10 protein-coding genes and 1 pseudogene are annotated in these 14960 nt (G+C 50.3%); 10 read left to right on the top strand and 1 reads right to left on the bottom strand.

Going from position 1 to position 14960, the window contains the following annotated elements; all coding sequences use genetic code 11:
- Nucleotides 1-124 precede the first annotated feature (124 nt).
- The 10 genes from L5M40_RS21770 to L5M40_RS21725 all read left to right on the top strand — a co-directional run bounded on the left by L5M40_RS21770 (nt 125) and on the right by L5M40_RS21725 (nt 14479).
- Nucleotides 125-1414, top strand: coding sequence for a hypothetical protein (locus tag L5M40_RS21770; RefSeq protein ID WP_263195747.1), 1290 nt, complete (start codon nt 125-127; stop codon nt 1412-1414).
- Nucleotides 1415-1595: 181 nt separating this feature from the next.
- On the top strand, nt 1596-3059 hold the full coding sequence (locus L5M40_RS21765; RefSeq protein WP_263195748.1) for an AAA family ATPase: 1464 nt from the start codon (nt 1596-1598) through the stop codon (nt 3057-3059).
- Nucleotides 3059-3943 carry a hypothetical protein gene (locus L5M40_RS21760; protein WP_263195749.1) on the top strand — a complete coding sequence of 295 codons (885 nt, stop codon included), beginning with the start codon at nt 3059-3061 and terminating at the stop codon, nt 3941-3943. The genes L5M40_RS21765 and L5M40_RS21760 overlap by 1 nt, the downstream gene beginning before the upstream one ends.
- Nucleotides 3944-4054: 111 nt before the next feature.
- The gene (locus L5M40_RS21755) at nt 4055-4222 is read left to right on the top strand and encodes a hypothetical protein (RefSeq protein ID WP_263201516.1); all 168 of its coding nucleotides are present in this window, start codon (nt 4055-4057) and stop codon (nt 4220-4222) included.
- An 18-nt stretch (nt 4223-4240) separates the two neighbouring features.
- Complete coding sequence (locus tag L5M40_RS21750) at nt 4241-4423, top strand: hypothetical protein (protein WP_263195750.1); 183 nt, start codon at nt 4241-4243, stop codon at nt 4421-4423.
- Nucleotides 4424-4520: 97 nt separating this feature from the next.
- A complete protein-coding gene (locus tag L5M40_RS21745; RefSeq protein ID WP_263195751.1) occupies nt 4521-8486 on the top strand; it encodes a DEAD/DEAH box helicase in 3966 nt (1321 codons plus the stop codon).
- Nucleotides 8483-10882 (top strand): PIN domain-containing protein, encoded by a 2400-nt coding sequence (locus tag L5M40_RS21740; RefSeq protein ID WP_263257239.1) that lies wholly within the window; start codon nt 8483-8485, stop codon nt 10880-10882. Before L5M40_RS21745 ends, L5M40_RS21740 begins: the two co-directional genes overlap by 4 nt.
- Nucleotides 10883-10885: 3 nt before the next feature.
- Nucleotides 10886-12031, top strand: coding sequence for a hypothetical protein (locus L5M40_RS21735; protein ID WP_263195753.1), 1146 nt, complete (start codon nt 10886-10888; stop codon nt 12029-12031).
- Nucleotides 12028-13890, top strand: coding sequence for an AAA family ATPase (locus L5M40_RS21730; RefSeq protein WP_263201513.1), 1863 nt, complete (start codon nt 12028-12030; stop codon nt 13888-13890). The genes L5M40_RS21735 and L5M40_RS21730 overlap by 4 nt, the downstream gene beginning before the upstream one ends.
- A gap of 1 nt (nt 13891) precedes the next feature.
- Nucleotides 13892-14479 carry a 4Fe-4S single cluster domain-containing protein gene (locus L5M40_RS21725; RefSeq protein ID WP_317629680.1) on the top strand — a complete coding sequence of 196 codons (588 nt, stop codon included), beginning with the start codon at nt 13892-13894 and terminating at the stop codon, nt 14477-14479.
- Between the two features lie 253 nt (nt 14480-14732).
- Here the strand turns inward: L5M40_RS21725 and L5M40_RS21720 are convergent.
- Nucleotides 14733-14960 (bottom strand): annotated as a pseudogene (locus L5M40_RS21720) (IS1634 family transposase); the annotation flags it as partial.

Below are 14960 nucleotides of genomic sequence, written 5' to 3'. Positions count from 1 at the left end.
TGCGGTTCTGTCTGCTTAATGTTACCCAATACGCTCGGTTCTTGTTGCATTAGTGTGATGTAACCAATTAAAATTAATAAGATTTAGTCAGAGATAATAATAGTTTTAACTAATGGGGATGTTAATGGATACGGTAGTTGTGGCTGTGATTTCAGCACTGTCGTTGTTGTTGCTTGTTTTTGTCTACCAAACCTTTAAAAGCAGACGCGAGTTGGCACAGCTAAAAGTCGACACTCAAGTGATTCAGCAGGTATTAACGCCTTCTCAAACGACGGGACAGGTCGAGCGTATTGATTTTACGATTGAAAGTGATGGTGCAGGTCCATTGGTGGAATGTACTGAAATCAGGCGTTTCCCGAGAAAGAGCACTGAATTGGATCAGAGCTCAGAACTGGCTCAGAGATCAACACATTTGATTTCGGATGTTATAAAGGCGGCTGTCAATGTACCGGGTAAAACCGTTGAAGTGGTTTTCAATCCAAAGATAGCAGAAGGTCTAAAAGACGGAACGTATCAAATATTAACCACTAAGTCTGGTGAAACTCTGGCGGATGCAATTGACCCTGTGACCAAAAAAATCGTGGGCAAAGGAAGAATTATTGAGGGAGGCAAGCTTAGACAGTTATCCGTTGGTGCATTCAACTTGCTCAGTATTGCAGTGGCACAGTCACATTTGGCAACAATTGAGAAGAATCTGGACGACATCAAAGGTCAGTTGAAAGATATTAAGGATAAGCTGAACAGCAATGATGTTGCAGAGTTACAAGGTGCCATAGACTATTACGGCGAAGTTAAGCGTTGTATCACTGCGTTAAATTCTCCCGCTGAATTATCCGTTAGTATTGCTAATAGGCTGGAATCAATTAATGAGAAATCGCACACTTGGCGCAATAAAGTGTTTGAGGATTTGAAAACACTAAATAAGAATATTAGCAGTATGCAAAGCCTGGATACTGCTGGCACCGAGAATACGTTCAACAAGCTCAAAGAATACATTGCGGAAGCTGAAAAAATTGCTGACCGTTATGCATTACTGCTCAGGTTGAGCGCAATTTCCAAAGCGATGCTGTTGTATATTGACCCAGCCGGGGAAAAGTTTACCGCTCTCCAGGTAGAAATGGGTACATGGAACGACCTGGTAGGTGAGTTGAAAGCAACACTCATAGACAAAGCAGATAAGCAGCTCTCCAAAGCACTGTTTAATGAGCGGGCGACCTTGGACACACGAACCGAATATATTGGTTATCAGACCGAAGTGTGTCTGCATGCGATAACTGAAAATCAGCGTTGGTTCACTGAAAGCTGTGCCCGGCTTGAGGACACCAGAAACGCCATGTTGCATTCCGGCGAGATTAAAGTCGGGTTGACATTCGATGAGCAAGGCAAGGTCATTCGCACAGCACTTTTGAGCTGATTCGAGAGTCATGAACGAGGACTTTGCAGCGCACCGAAGTCCTCCATTGCTAACCAGAAAAGTCAGGACATAACACCTAGGGCGCTTTTATTCTGAACCGCACACAGCATTAAGCCGGCATATTAATAATTTAACAGTTTCGTCAACATTCGAAAACGAAGCCAAAAACCAAGGACGGACCATGAAAATTACGTCACTGACCATAGGTAACTTTAAAGGGATTGCCAACAAGGCCACCATTCCGCTGGCGCCCATTACCTTACTTTTTGGTGCTAACAGTACCGGCAAGAGCACTGTGCTACACGCGATGCTTTATCTTTATGAAGTACTAGTGAATCGTAATTTCGACCCTGTTTACAGTGCCGTCACCGGTGAGCAGCTTTGGTTAGGTGGCTTCAAAAACCTGGTACATGGTAAGCGTTTGGATACAGTGGTTACGTTGGGTGCGACTCTCGAGTTTGATGATGAAGAAATTTGGGATAATTACCTGACAACCCCAGAGGATTGGTTGCTGGAAAAACATCTCGGCTTTTGGCCTGAATCTACAGCTGACGAAATATCATTTGAGCTTGATTTAGCCTGGGACTCATATAAAAACAGTGTTTTTGTGAGTCGTTATGAATGTCAGAGCAAAGGGCAAACTTACGTAAAGTTCGAAGCTCAGGCAGGGCGCCCTAAAGCCCTGGTGACTCAATATCAGCCCTTGCCTGACTGGCATGTCGCAGACGAATTCTCAATAGAGAATGCATTCAAGTCAGGGATATTTGAACCATTCTATATTTCATCTCGAGACGCGCTGCCGCCTTTAGGTCAAAGAATAGATTTATCTGAGGTTCCCTTTAGCTGGGATGATGTATGGGAGCAGCACCCGCTGGCAGCTAAGTTGTTTGCAGAGGGCGCGATATCACAAGCCTCTCTTGCTCCTTTGAAACATCTGGTTAAGCGCTTCGAAATGATGTTTCACATAGGACCACTGAGGGGCATCCCGTCGGCAGATGCCACTGTTGTTACTCGTATTCATAAGCCAGATTGGTACAGCGGCAAAGCTGCTTGGGACTTGTTTTCATTGGCTGAAGCAGGGTTTCATCAAAAGGTTAACCATTTCTTTAACCATGAGATGATGCTCAATGCTGGCTATGAGTTTGATGTTGAAAAATTTGGTGAAGGTGTTTCAGAGGCCAAGCGGGTTAGGCTAAGAAATACTCGTTCTGGATTACATCTCTTACCTTCTAATGTTGGGGTTGGTGTGTCTCAGGTATTCCCGTTTGTCGTGGGGGCGAGTCTTGAAACATCGTTAATCATGTCCTGCGAGCAGCCAGAGCTGCATATCCATCCCCGTTGGCAACTCGCGCTGGCGGATATTATGCTGGCTGCCTGTAAGAGCCAGTCTGAGCGCATGTTCTTAATTGAAACCCACAGTGAGCATTTGATGCTGAGGTTGCTTAAACGCAGGCGCCAAACGGTGGATGAAGAACTGAATGCTGAAAGCCCGTTTCTTTGTCATAAGAGTGATATTCAAATCATCTTTTGTGAGCAGTTCGACGGTAAGACCCGGCTGATACCCATCAAAACAACAGACGAAGGTGATTTTGATGCACCATGGCCAAACGGCTTTTTCAACGAACGTAGAGAGGAGCTGTTTTAATGTTGCATCTCGAAATTGCAGTCGCACCTGAACAGGTGCGAACTCTTGCCGACTTAAACCTGCTCGAAGCGCGCATTGGGTTTGACAAAGGGGCTGTGCTATCGCGATTTCCAGCCAAATGGTATGCCCATGTTTCAAGGAATTTGGCAGACCAAGGCGGTCATGTCGATCGGGTAACTGAAAAGCTGAGGCGTATTAAAGATTCGCGTCTGGTTGGCTTTGGCAGAGCGTTTGATGGTGACAATTGGGGTGCAGCAGCCCAGCGTAGCCATCAGGAACGCCCATTTCATCGTGTTATTGATGGTGTGAGTGACGAGAGACCATATTTCATAAATGATTTACAGCTGATGGGTGATGTGGATTTTCAATTCCAAACCCAGTACCCAAAAGATGCCCATAGTCTCGCCAAGGCGGCCAGGGCGCTACTCACAGACGCTGAAAAAGTCACCCTGTTTGATAATTTCATCTGCCCTACAAGAGCCGGTTGTGTCAAAACCATGACCGAAATGATGCACCTTTGCACCAAGGCTGAGGTCGAATTTCACGTTTTTGCTGAAGAAGATAAAAAACCATTAAGACGGCAGCGTGACAAGGCTTTGGATGATTTAAAGGCGCGGCTTCCTGCGCACATCAAATTGTATTGGTACTGGCTTGATGACAACGGCAGTGGTTATTTGCATCAAAGGGGATTGTTCACCGCTAAAGGTGGTCTGATCTACGACAGAGGGTTTGAAGAACCAAATGATCGTCTGCAAAGACAGGCGTTAACCGATATAACGCCAATGCCCCAAAGGGGGTTAGAAGCCAAGGCCAGAGATTTTAACCCCGCGCAACTGGGCCCTGAGTTGGCACTTGTCGGCATCCCCTGGAAGTCGCACCCATAGTGAATAGAACATTCTTGAAATTTGATACATATCTGTTTTTATGCACGTGCATGTGGTTTGTATATTGCTGAAAAATAGGAAATAACTTAGATTATTCGCAGGCGTGTAAAGATGAAGTACAAGGTGAAAACCTGGTTGGAAACTAAGTTTGGATCGCCATCTAGGCAAACCAATAAGCTGCTGGCCTGGCATATCCGCCCAGGCTATAGCGTGGCGCTACAGCTTGACCAGCCAGCTGATGATATTCAGAGCGGCAGTGACAGGTATGCACTGCTTTAGCTGCCAGTTGAAAGCGCCATGGAAGTGCCGGGTAGTATCGAACAGCGCCTCTACGGCGAAGGTGAGGGCCGCCACAGCAACACCTATGCCTCACCCGGCCTTGAGATAGGCCAAAGCGTCATCCGGCTTCACATAGAAAACTCGCTCCAGCTGGAGCAACTCGACAAGACACTGGTCGAAGGCAACAAGTCTGGAATGTAAAGACATAACTGCTGAACAGAGCGATGAATACTTTTTGGGATGAAACAACATCCGGTCGATTCTGGATGTTTGCATCAGGTAATGGAATACGAGAATAATGAACCTATACATAACCATTGATCAGAGTAATCAAGAACGAATTAGTAAGACTCTGATCGATATTAAGCGCCGTCATCAAGATTTTGATAAAAAGTGTAATGAGCGCGATGGGGTGGAAGATTTATATAGTCTTCTTTTCCCGAACAACATGCCATTTACTGGGTTTATCTCCAATAGACAGCGCGAAAAGCAGAATCCACGCTATGCCCAAATGGCAATTCGCCCCAGGATTCAAGGACGGAATGGGTGGCCTTTTCCAGAACTGTGTTCGTTCATTGTAACCGGCAGTTGGGATACTGCGCATCCAGCGCCACTGTTCAACATCACCAATTTCATCGAAACAGCAGATTTGCCCTCACGGCCGTTTGAGAGGGAGATTACGGCTTATGCGATACATGACAGTTTGCAACAGCCTCCACCGGGCGTGCGCCGAATTCAACGAACCAATAATCTGCTGACCCCTCAACTGTTAGCTGAATTGCCGCCTATCACCCAGCAAACTCAAACGCAGTTGGCCGAGTGGTCCGAATTTCTTCAATGGAAAGAAAGCCTCATCCGCTATAAGGCGCGAGGTTTGCGCTACATTGCGCGCGAGTGGCGTGACGATCAGTTAGTTTTTTCCCTCGTCGCACAGAGTACGCAAGAGTTGCAAAAATGCCGCAAGGCCTTGGGGCGGGATGACTTGATTGCATTTCAGATTGGGCAATCCAAAGATCCCTGGGTGTTCGGATTGCCAGAAAGGGAGGAGCGCCGCCTCCCCAGACTTGGGCAAGCTGGCAAACCCTCGGTGCCAACGCCTTTGCCAAAAGGCATGAAATTACCCAATAAAGATAACGTGCCTGAATGTCCGTGGCATGCACCTGTGCTGGCCGAATTGAGCGTCTCATTGACTGAAGATGATGCGAATGACCTTGCTAATGCCGAGGAGCCGGATACGTTACGTGAGCGCATTTTGAGTCGGATTCCTGAGTCTGGATTTCTGTCCATTTCTACGGCTGGCGACATGAGCTTGATCAAACGCCATCAGCAGGCGCTGCGACAGTTGCAGGAACAAGGCGGTTATGCGCCATATCTGACTGATTATCTGTTCGAAGCAGCTCAGGTATCTGTGCCGCAGTGCTTGGTTCCAGTGACAGAGTGGGCTAACCGTTCGCTCAACCCAGCCCAGAAAGAGGCCGTGGTTAAGATTCTTTCTGCGCCAGACTTGTGCTTGGTTCAAGGTCCACCAGGTACAGGCAAGACTACCGTGATTGCTGAGGCCATTGTCCAACTCGCGCGGCGTGGGCAACGGGTGTTGCTCGCATCTCAGGCGCATACCGCCGTAGACAACGCGCTGGACAGGCTAGGCCATGATGCCTCATTGCGCGTGGTGCGGTTGGCACGGAATGAAAGTAAGGTGACTGAAGATGGTGCTGCTTTCGCGGGGCATGCATCCTTACAGCGTTACTACAAGGCCTTGGCTGCACAAACAGAAGATCGCCTCGCAGTGTGGAGGCGGGCTGACGAAGACTTGCGTCTCCTGTTGGCGTGGCGTGACCGTGCAGCTTTTGTGCTGCACGACGAGAGGGAGTTGAACGCCAAGCACGGGCAACTTGAAATGGATTTTGCATCGGCTCGCAGCCAGAAAAGGCAGGCGCAGCAGGCGTATGACGCTGCTTGCACAGTGGTGGATGACGACAAGGCAAAACGCCATCGCCTACAAAGCGTTCAGGTTTTGCTGGATGGTGAAACCGAAACGCTACATGGTGACTTACGGGATGTTGAGCTACTTGCCAGAAGTGTGGTGCAAGGCCTTGCTTCCTGCGATGAGGCTGGATTGCTCGTGAAATTTTCAATAGACGACTGGCTCGCTCATACAGGCAGCCAGGGTTCAATGTTGGCGTACATGCTTTCGACATGGCGGCGTTTCACGAGTGTGCGAGAAGCCATTGCTGCGGATATTCGCCGCTTACGTGAAGCGGCAGACAGCCCGATTCAGGATGCCAGCACCAGGCTACGCATTGAATCGCTCCGAAACAAGGTCAAAGCCTTGGAGGAGCAGATGGAAAAAGATGACGCTTTCGTAGACGCTTGGAGAGCCACACGCAAGGAACTCAAAGATTTGGAGCAGGCTGGTGTGGGCTTGGAGCGCAGTCGCTATGAAGGCCTGTTTCGCCAAGCCGCTAAATGGTGTGCCCCCATAGAAAATGCGTCGCTACTGGCTGACGAAATAGCTGCCAGCCTGACGGAGTTGGAAAGGAAGCTGCCTGCCATCGAACAGGCAGTCGAAATCATCAAGCAATCCTTGCAGGCGCAGTTGTCGCAGCCCGCACCTGAAGTTCCGAGCGATGGTCTTATGCGCGGTGCACAGAACAAGGAGCGCATCGCTCAAAGTAACCTAGATGACTGGAATGAGCTGCGCAGGCAGCATGAGCAGAAGGTTAAGGAGCTGTTGCAGGATGAGGCAATCACCCAAGGTAGCCGGCTGCCGCTAGAACCCGCTGCTACTTTGTCGCAGCGCATCGACACCGTGACCCAAGTCATCAAGGCCTTGGAGCAACGCCAAGCCAGCCAGCAACATGAGCGTATGACATGGGGGCCGTTACTGGAAGATTGGATGCGCGATTTGAGTCGCAACAACGCCGCAGTAGAAGACTGGCAACATCTGAGCCCAGATTTTCTGGCAAGCTGCAACGTAGTGGCCATTACCTGCAACGAAAACGAGCGCACGCTCGACGAAGCCGGGCAGACGAGTTTTGATGTCGCAATCATTGATGAAGTGAGCAAGGCTACGCCGCTGGAATTGCTGATGCCCCTGATGCGTGCGCGTCGCGCTGTGCTGGTCGGTGACCACCGTCAGTTGCCTCCGCTGTTTCAGGAAGGCGACGAAGCCCGCAGCTTCATGGATGAGGTTGAAGAAAACGAAGCGGCCAACGCTGAGGAAAACAGCACTGGTCACCCTGCCGAAACTCAGACTTTACTGACCCGCGACAACTTGCGCCGCTTCGAGAAGATGGTCACAGCCTCGTTGTTCAAGTCACATTTCGAGATGGCGGACGATTCCAACCGTGCACGACTCAATGTGCAGTTCCGCATGCATCCGCAAATCATGGCGATGGTGAACCATTTTTACGAAGGTCAGTTGGAATGTGGCCTCTTTCGGCCTGATGATGACCCAAACCCTAAGCTTCGCCGTGTTCACGGACTGACATTGAAGAATGTTGACGGTGGCTCAGTTTTACTCACTCCGGGTGACCACGCGTTGTGGGTGGACACAACCTACAACCTGTACAACCAGATTCATCGTGAGGACATGGACGGCAACCAGCCACGGCGTACCAATAAGCTGGAAGCGGAGTTGATCGCCGAAACGCTAGAACAAATCGAACGGCAATCCGCTGCGCAAGGCTACTCACGAACAAACAAACGCAAAGTCGGCGTGGTGTCTTTCTATGCCAACCAATGCCGAGAAATTCGTGCCGCGATCCGCCGCCGCAGGCCAAAAGAGTCAAACGGGCGATTTGATTGCCTGGATGTCGAAGTCAATACCGTGATTCGCTATCAGGGCAAAGAAAAGTCCATCGTGCTGGTTAGCATGGTGCGCCATGATGGATACGACCCCTTTCGATCAGGCAATCAACCCCGACGTCGTTCCAGCAAGGCCAATGTTGCTCGGTTTGAATTTATTAATGTGGCATTTTCGCGTGCGCAGGAACTGCTGATCGTTTTTGGTGCGAAAAGTATGTATGCCTCTTATGAGGTGGACTTGCCGCGCATGGACAGTGCAGGCAGCGTGAAGCGAACTGTTTACAAAGACATCCTGGATCAACTGGAGCGCGATGCACGGCTGGTTCCTGCAAGGCAATTGATGTCGCCTGACATGCTACCCCAACAGCAACAACAGCGCGGCAGGTCTAGTGCCCCGACTCATCGGACGGCTGCGACCAAAAACGACAAGTATGGTAGCCGGGGAGGCCGAGCATGAAGCTAGCAGAAATTTCCGTTCCCTTGCCCTTGTATCGCATTGAATCCGATGTGACCTATCACACAGAGCGCAAGCCCACAGTATTTGAACGAATGGTGTTGCGACTGTGTGATCCTGGACTCCATTTGCCCGACAAACAGAACTTGTCTTTGCTGGGAGTTTTCCGCGATCAACTGGGTGCAGGTGACGTGCGTGAACTGCTGGAAGGCTGCGTATCTGAACTTTCCGCTTTGGGAGCACTGCCCAAACGTTACGCTCAGGATAGGCTTGAGATGCCTTTAACTGAGCTTGAATTGACTGCCGACGGCTTGCAATTTTTGCGTAGCGACAGCCTGCCGGTTCGCTCGCGCACGGTTAAGGTCTGGCACCGCTATGACCCCATCAGCGACGAGATTAAACCCACACAAAATGATGGAGCGCGTCTCAGCCAAAGTGATTTCAGTCGCGTCAGAGTCGCGGATCAGGCTTTAAGGCCGCAAAATCCGCTTCCGCAGGTTGAGCGCGCTATAGCTCAGGAAAAGTATGATTGGAAAAACCCTGCGACAGTTATAGACCGCATCGCGCCCATGGTGCAGCCAGCGGGATGGGGAGAGCGCCGACTCGAGATCTCGTGCAGTGAGGATGGTGCACTGTCCGCGAGCGCTCCGCATGATTTAGCGTTGCAGCGTTGGCTGGAGCAAGCGCAACCCGAACTGGCATGGTCAATTCTGCTTTCTGATGCACTGACAAGCGAGCCGGAATCCTTGCTACCCATTGTTGACTCTTCTGTTTTACGAGACGCCCGCACTGCCAGCTCCATTGTCACAACTAAAGGGGGGGCAGCCAGATCGCGGTTGTGCATCGTTGCTCAAGGGGTTGCGGCTGCGGATGCAACAACACCCTCTATCATTTTGTCGTCTGAAGTGAACTCACCAGCACTGGTTGCCAATGGCAAACAACCGACCGCATTCACACTGCTCGTGCCCGCCCCAGCAGGAATTATGACGGGATTTCGTAGCTTGTCTCTGCCCCAGATCGACGGAGCGAGCATTCAAGTAGAAGTGGCTGGTAACCTCCGCCTCTATTGGGCCGGACAACCGCGTTTGTGTGGCCTGGCGGTGACGTTGAATGACCAGGCTGCAAATGCGCTATGGGCCAAGCTGCGCAGAAAATTAGAGGGCACTTGTGAGCACTCCGATGATCCACGCATTGCCTTCATGTCTGCAGCATGGCGGGATGTTGATGCACTCGGTGAAACTGTGTGGCAATGGCTTGTCACGCGTGCTGAACAGCCTCTGGATGACCTGATGGCGTTGGTCGAACCCACTACGAAAGCAATTGGATTATGGCGGCCTGATAGGAAAGACTGGAGATCTGCTTGGGAAGAATCTCTGTCGAAAGCTATTGAAGTGTCGTTGAGACATACGCACTATCAGCTAGATCCTGAAGATGTCGTTTCTCTATTAATCCAGATAGCTCAGGTCCTATCTGCCGACAAAGCTGCGTCGTTGCAAGCTGCGCTGCTGCGTCATGCGGCCCCCATTCGTGCCTTGGATTCATTGGCAAAGTTGCGTTCTGCTTTGCTTTCATCCATTGAAATTCCAGAAGAATTGCTTTCCAGCGAATTGCGGCAAGTGTGGCTTGAGCACGCATTGCAGCGCAAAGAGTTGAAGCTGTATGGCCCACACGCCATACAGCAACCAATGCAAGTTATTGAGAAAGCCGTCCAGGATATTTACCGGACTATTGGCGAACAGGCGTTGAAGGCGGCGAGTAATGATCAAATAGATGTGCGTACCCTGACTCCAGGTGCATTAAATGCCGTGCGCGCTTGGCGTAAAGCAGCTGAGCATTTCCACGCTTTAAATACATCATCCCCCCACTGGGATACGTTGAATAAAGCAGTGGAAAGCTGGAATCGTCTGGCGCAGGACATGCTGGCCCCGGTTGAGAATGGGCACCGCATTGTAGTGTTCGACACCAGCGCTCTGATGGAAAGCCCTGAATTTTTGCAGGATCTTCGTTCAGATGATATTCCGGTTGTTCCCCATCTGGTTCTGAGCGAGTTGGATGGCTTAAAGTGCAGCGAAGATGGAGATCGGGCAGCTAAAGCTCGAGCAGCTATTCGCCAGCTGGATGCAAATTCATCCCGTATCCGCCATGAAACAGAATACACGGGCTTGCTGCCCGCAGAGTGGGATGCTAAGCAACCCGATCATTCCATTCTATCAACTGCGTTGTTCTTCCGTTTGAATGAAGTTTTGTTTCTAAGTAATGACATCAATCTACGCAACAAAGCCAAGTCGCTTGGATTAAAAACGCAGGAATCCAATACATATGCACCTTCGAAACTTGTGTCCGCGGACTCTCCAAAAATGCATCCACGCAAGCAAAACAATAGAAAAAGAAGGAAATAAACTATGAGTCGGGCAGACGAATATCGCTACCAAATTCAAAGGCAACGTAAGCAAGAGCTTGATCGACAGCGAGTGCGTGAAACAACGCGCCCTTTCCTTGAGCGCTACCGTAGCGTATTGAATGATGTCATCGGTCAAGGACTTGATGCCGTAGTTTCGGAAGAGTTTCGTGAGTTAAGCATCGCTCTTGACCGAATGGAGACTTTGTTGGGCTCCGACCCGTTTGCTGCCAGAGATATGAGCCGTTCGCTAGGTGGACGATTTCACGGATTACCAAGATTTGCTCGTGAGCAGCGTCGATCCCGTCAAGATGCGGAGCTAGCCACCGCCGAAGCATTCCGCAAAGCGCAGCAAGCAGAGGCCGAACGACAGTTTCAGATAAGGGCAGAACTTGAGGCTGCATGGCAGGAGAGCTTGAGCAACTGGAGCACTCCTGTCGCACTCAACGCCGCGTTTGCTGAATTGCAGCAATTACGGGCGCGACTACTTGGTGATGCCGCCGGTAATATGACCCCAGCGCAAATTTCAGCCTCCTTGCGCGAAGTTCGGTTGCGGTATGAAGGGGATGCTGAACGTCAGTTGCAGGAAATGAAAAATCGTGCACAGAGTGAAGCCGTTACCGATGTTCTTACGCTGCAAAGAGAGCAGTTGGAGCTGGAGGCGAAAAAGAACAGCGGCGAGCGCTCCGCCAAGTTGCGTGAGGCGTTGGCTCATGCGACAGGGCTTGCTCCTGAAGAGCAAGCTGAAGCCTTGAACCAACTGGCGCAAGAGCAGGATGAAGCTGCCGTAGATGAAAGTCAGCGTCGTGAAGTTGTACGGGCTGTTTATCTGTCACTGCAACAAGCTGGCTTTGTCGTGGATGGTCCCGAGCATTTCACATCACAAGGGCATGACGAAGTGCTGATTCGCGCCCGTCGTCCTGCTGGCGCGCAAGCAGATTTCCGCGTCAACCTGAGCGGGCACCTCAGCTACAAATTTCATCAATACAAAGGCAAAACGTGCGAGAAGGATGTTGCCCCCGTCATGGCAACGCTGCAAGATGCTTACGGGATTAGTCTGAACGACAAGCGAGTGATTTGGGTCAATCCCGATGATCAAGATCAGGATGCTCGCCCTTACCCGGATGCAACACAGGAGAGATGCAAATGAGTTCAGCTTTGTTACCTTGGCAGGAAGATTTTCGCCGCGAATGCGGAATACGACGCGGATTGATATTGCACGGTAATACGGGTGATTTGACATCCGATCCCGAAGCTCCAGGACAATGGACGGTTTTGCCTACCGCGTTGATGAACCTGCTGCGTCAGCGTGGATATCAGCATGTGGTCTTTTGGAACCGCGTCAATGGTGTCAGTGGTGTCGATGCGAGGACTTGGGGGGAATTGCAAAGCTTAGTTGTCCCCCCTGCTGCAAGAGAAAGTACATCTGAAGGGAATGCCTATGATATGGGTGATTTGCCGCCCACGCCTTTGGCGCGCCCCGCATCCAACGGCATCACGGCCAGCGCGGATGACTTTCTAGCTGTTGCTGCACAATGGCTGCGGCAGCCACGCGCAGATAGGCCTGTCGCTTTTGTGCTGGACTGGACACAATACTTGTTTGGCAGCGCCAACTCGCTGAGCGAGAACGAGCGCGGCTGGCTACTACGCCTGGGGCAGGCGACTCGTGATGCCGCCGTGGTTCGCAATGCTGAAAGCATAGGCCAACCTCAATCACTGCTGGTGCTGCTGTGCGGGGGCTTGAATGTGTTGCCACCTTCGCTTTACTTGAATAATCCACTATTTAAGGAAATAGCCATTCCCTTTCCATCAAGGCTAATTCGCGAGTCTGCAGTACTGGGCTTGAAGGAAGTGTTTCGGCTGCTGCCCCCTTTACAGCAAGGAGGGCGTGAGCTGGCTGACTTCGTTGACGGTTTAGAAGGCCAGAGTATCCGCGACATTCACAACTTGGCGCGACTCTCACGACAGGAGACTGAAGTTTCAAGTGCTTTGTCTTTGCTCAATCTTTATCGCCACGGACGCAGACACAGTCCTTGGGAACAACTAGATCACAAAAAACTTCAGACCATTGTCGAAACCCTAGGGCGGCGGGTTAAAGGGCAAGGGGAAGCTATTGAATCGGTACGGCGCATCCTTGTGCGTGCCTTCACTGGGCTATCGGGGCTTCAACACTCTTACAGGCAACGCACTCCCAAGGGCGTGTTGTTTTTTGTTGGCCCAACCGGTGTAGGTAAAACGGAATTGGCAAAGTCCATTGCCGAATTCCTCTTTGGCGACGAAGAAGCCTGTCTTCGCTTCGATATGTCAGAGTTTAATCACGAACATGCCGATCAGAGGCTGGTGGGCGCACCTCCAGGATATGTGGGTTACGAAGCTGGCGGACAGTTGACCAATGCTATCAAACAAAGGCCATTTTCCCTGTTGCTGTTTGACGAAATCGAGAAGGCGCACCCGCGCATTCTCGACAAGTTTTTACAGATTCTTGAAGATGGGCGCTTAACGGATGGCAAGGGGGAAACGGTGATGTTTTCAGATACCGTTATCGTATTCACTTCAAATATTGGCGCAGCCGAGGTCAGTTATGAAAGTCAGGATGTGCGCAATGAATTCATCCAAAAGGTGCGGCAGCACTTCGTGCACGAGCTAAAGCGCCCAGAATTGTTGGGCCGAATCGGCGAGGCCAACATCATTCCATTTAACTTTATGCGTGACGATAACTTCTTGATTGACATCGCTCGCGCAAAGCTGGAACCGTTGCGCAAAGGGCTGAAGGACAAATGGGGGGTGTCGGACTTGAAATTGATTAAGGAGGCCGAAATACTGACCTTGCTAGTCAGGGACGTGGATCGCGGAACGGGAGGGCGCGGCGTCCCCAACGCTCTGACCAATAAGCTTATTGATCCATTGGCCGATTTTCTGTTTGAACAAATGGTATCGCCTGCTGAGATCCGAGGTAAGGCAATTGAAGTTCATATTGCCGGAAGTAAATTGCTATTCGAGTTGGAGTGACATGATGCATTGTTTGAATTTGGCATCTCGCCTTCCTTGTACAGAAGCCGAAGGGCCGGGACGCAGAGCAGCCTTGTGGGTACAAGGGTGCAATAAGCGTTGTCCTGGCTGCTGCAACCCTGCGTACTTGCAGCTGGCAGAGCGTGAGCTTGTTTCGGCCTCATCAGTGCTCGAATGGTTGGAGAATTCGCACTATATGCATGATTTAGAGGGAATTACCTTTCTCGGTGGCGAGCCAATGTTGCAGGCTCAGGGCTTGGCCGATGTTGCTCAAGGAGCTCAGTCACTTGGTCTGTCGGTGATGGTATTTAGCGGATATACATTAAGAGAACTTGATGAGTTGTGTTTACCTGGAGTTGAACGATTACTTCGTTATACGGATGTCTTAGTTGATGGTCCTTACGAATCTAAACAACGAGAAAATAGTCGGCAATGGGTGGGCTCTACGAATCAGCGATTTCATTATCTGACTAACAGATACGATAGAACGATTGAAGTGAGAGACAGTGTAGAAAGAGTGATAGAGGTACACTGCAATTTGGATGGCACAGTATTTTTAAACGGATGGCCAGAAAAAGTCGTCATATGACTTAAATTTTTTAGGGAGATTTAGAAATGGAATTACAAGGCCACTTGTTATATTTGGATATCACGCAAATATGTGGCATCGGGTGCGATTTCTGTATGTATGCTGATAAGCACGCGTCTGGGAAAAATATGGTTCTTTCGGAACTTGCGCGGGTTAACTTGAAAAGGTTAATTAATGACCCTGCAGTAAGGCGTATTTCAATTAGCGGAGAGGGTGAACCACTAAATAATATAACCGACTTTCCGCACCTGATTTAGGAATAAATTTGCCGATACCGTTCGCCTAACACGTCGAGAATGATCTGCTGGTCCACTGTGAGTCCTGTGACTTGAGGTGGCGCCTCTCCCAACTGGTACTCGTGCACCCCGCCAAAGCGTAAAAAAATCCACCGCGCAGTCGGTTTTTGCGTGGGTTTCTTTTTCATGTCCGCCACACTCCGGTTCTGCTCTACTAAGCCCTGCCGGATCCGGTGCTCCAGCGC

This window comes from Shewanella sp. SM68 (assembly GCF_025653925.1).
In the GTDB taxonomy this organism is placed as follows: domain Bacteria; phylum Pseudomonadota; class Gammaproteobacteria; order Enterobacterales; family Shewanellaceae; genus Shewanella; species Shewanella oncorhynchi.
Note: the sequence above shows the minus strand (reverse complement) of the source record. Positions and strands in the feature narration are given on the sequence as shown.

Excerpts from the sequence above, each read along its gene's own strand:
- L5M40_RS21770 (WP_263195747.1), top strand. The coding sequence starts at position 125 with ATGGATACGGTAGTTGTGGCTGTGATTTCAGCACTGTCGTTGTTGTTG.
- L5M40_RS21765 (WP_263195748.1), top strand. The coding sequence starts at position 1,596 with ATGAAAATTACGTCACTGACCATAGGTAACTTTAAAGGGATTGCCAAC.
- L5M40_RS21760 (WP_263195749.1), top strand. The coding sequence starts at position 3,059 with ATGTTGCATCTCGAAATTGCAGTCGCACCTGAACAGGTGCGAACTCTT.
- L5M40_RS21755 (WP_263201516.1), top strand. The coding sequence starts at position 4,055 with ATGAAGTACAAGGTGAAAACCTGGTTGGAAACTAAGTTTGGATCGCCA.
- L5M40_RS21750 (WP_263195750.1), top strand. The coding sequence starts at position 4,241 with ATGGAAGTGCCGGGTAGTATCGAACAGCGCCTCTACGGCGAAGGTGAG.
- L5M40_RS21745 (WP_263195751.1), top strand. The coding sequence starts at position 4,521 with ATGAACCTATACATAACCATTGATCAGAGTAATCAAGAACGAATTAGT.
- L5M40_RS21740 (WP_263257239.1), top strand. The coding sequence starts at position 8,483 with ATGAAGCTAGCAGAAATTTCCGTTCCCTTGCCCTTGTATCGCATTGAA.
- L5M40_RS21735 (WP_263195753.1), top strand. The coding sequence starts at position 10,886 with ATGAGTCGGGCAGACGAATATCGCTACCAAATTCAAAGGCAACGTAAG.
- L5M40_RS21730 (WP_263201513.1), top strand. The coding sequence starts at position 12,028 with ATGAGTTCAGCTTTGTTACCTTGGCAGGAAGATTTTCGCCGCGAATGC.
- L5M40_RS21725 (WP_317629680.1), top strand. The coding sequence starts at position 13,892 with ATGATGCATTGTTTGAATTTGGCATCTCGCCTTCCTTGTACAGAAGCC.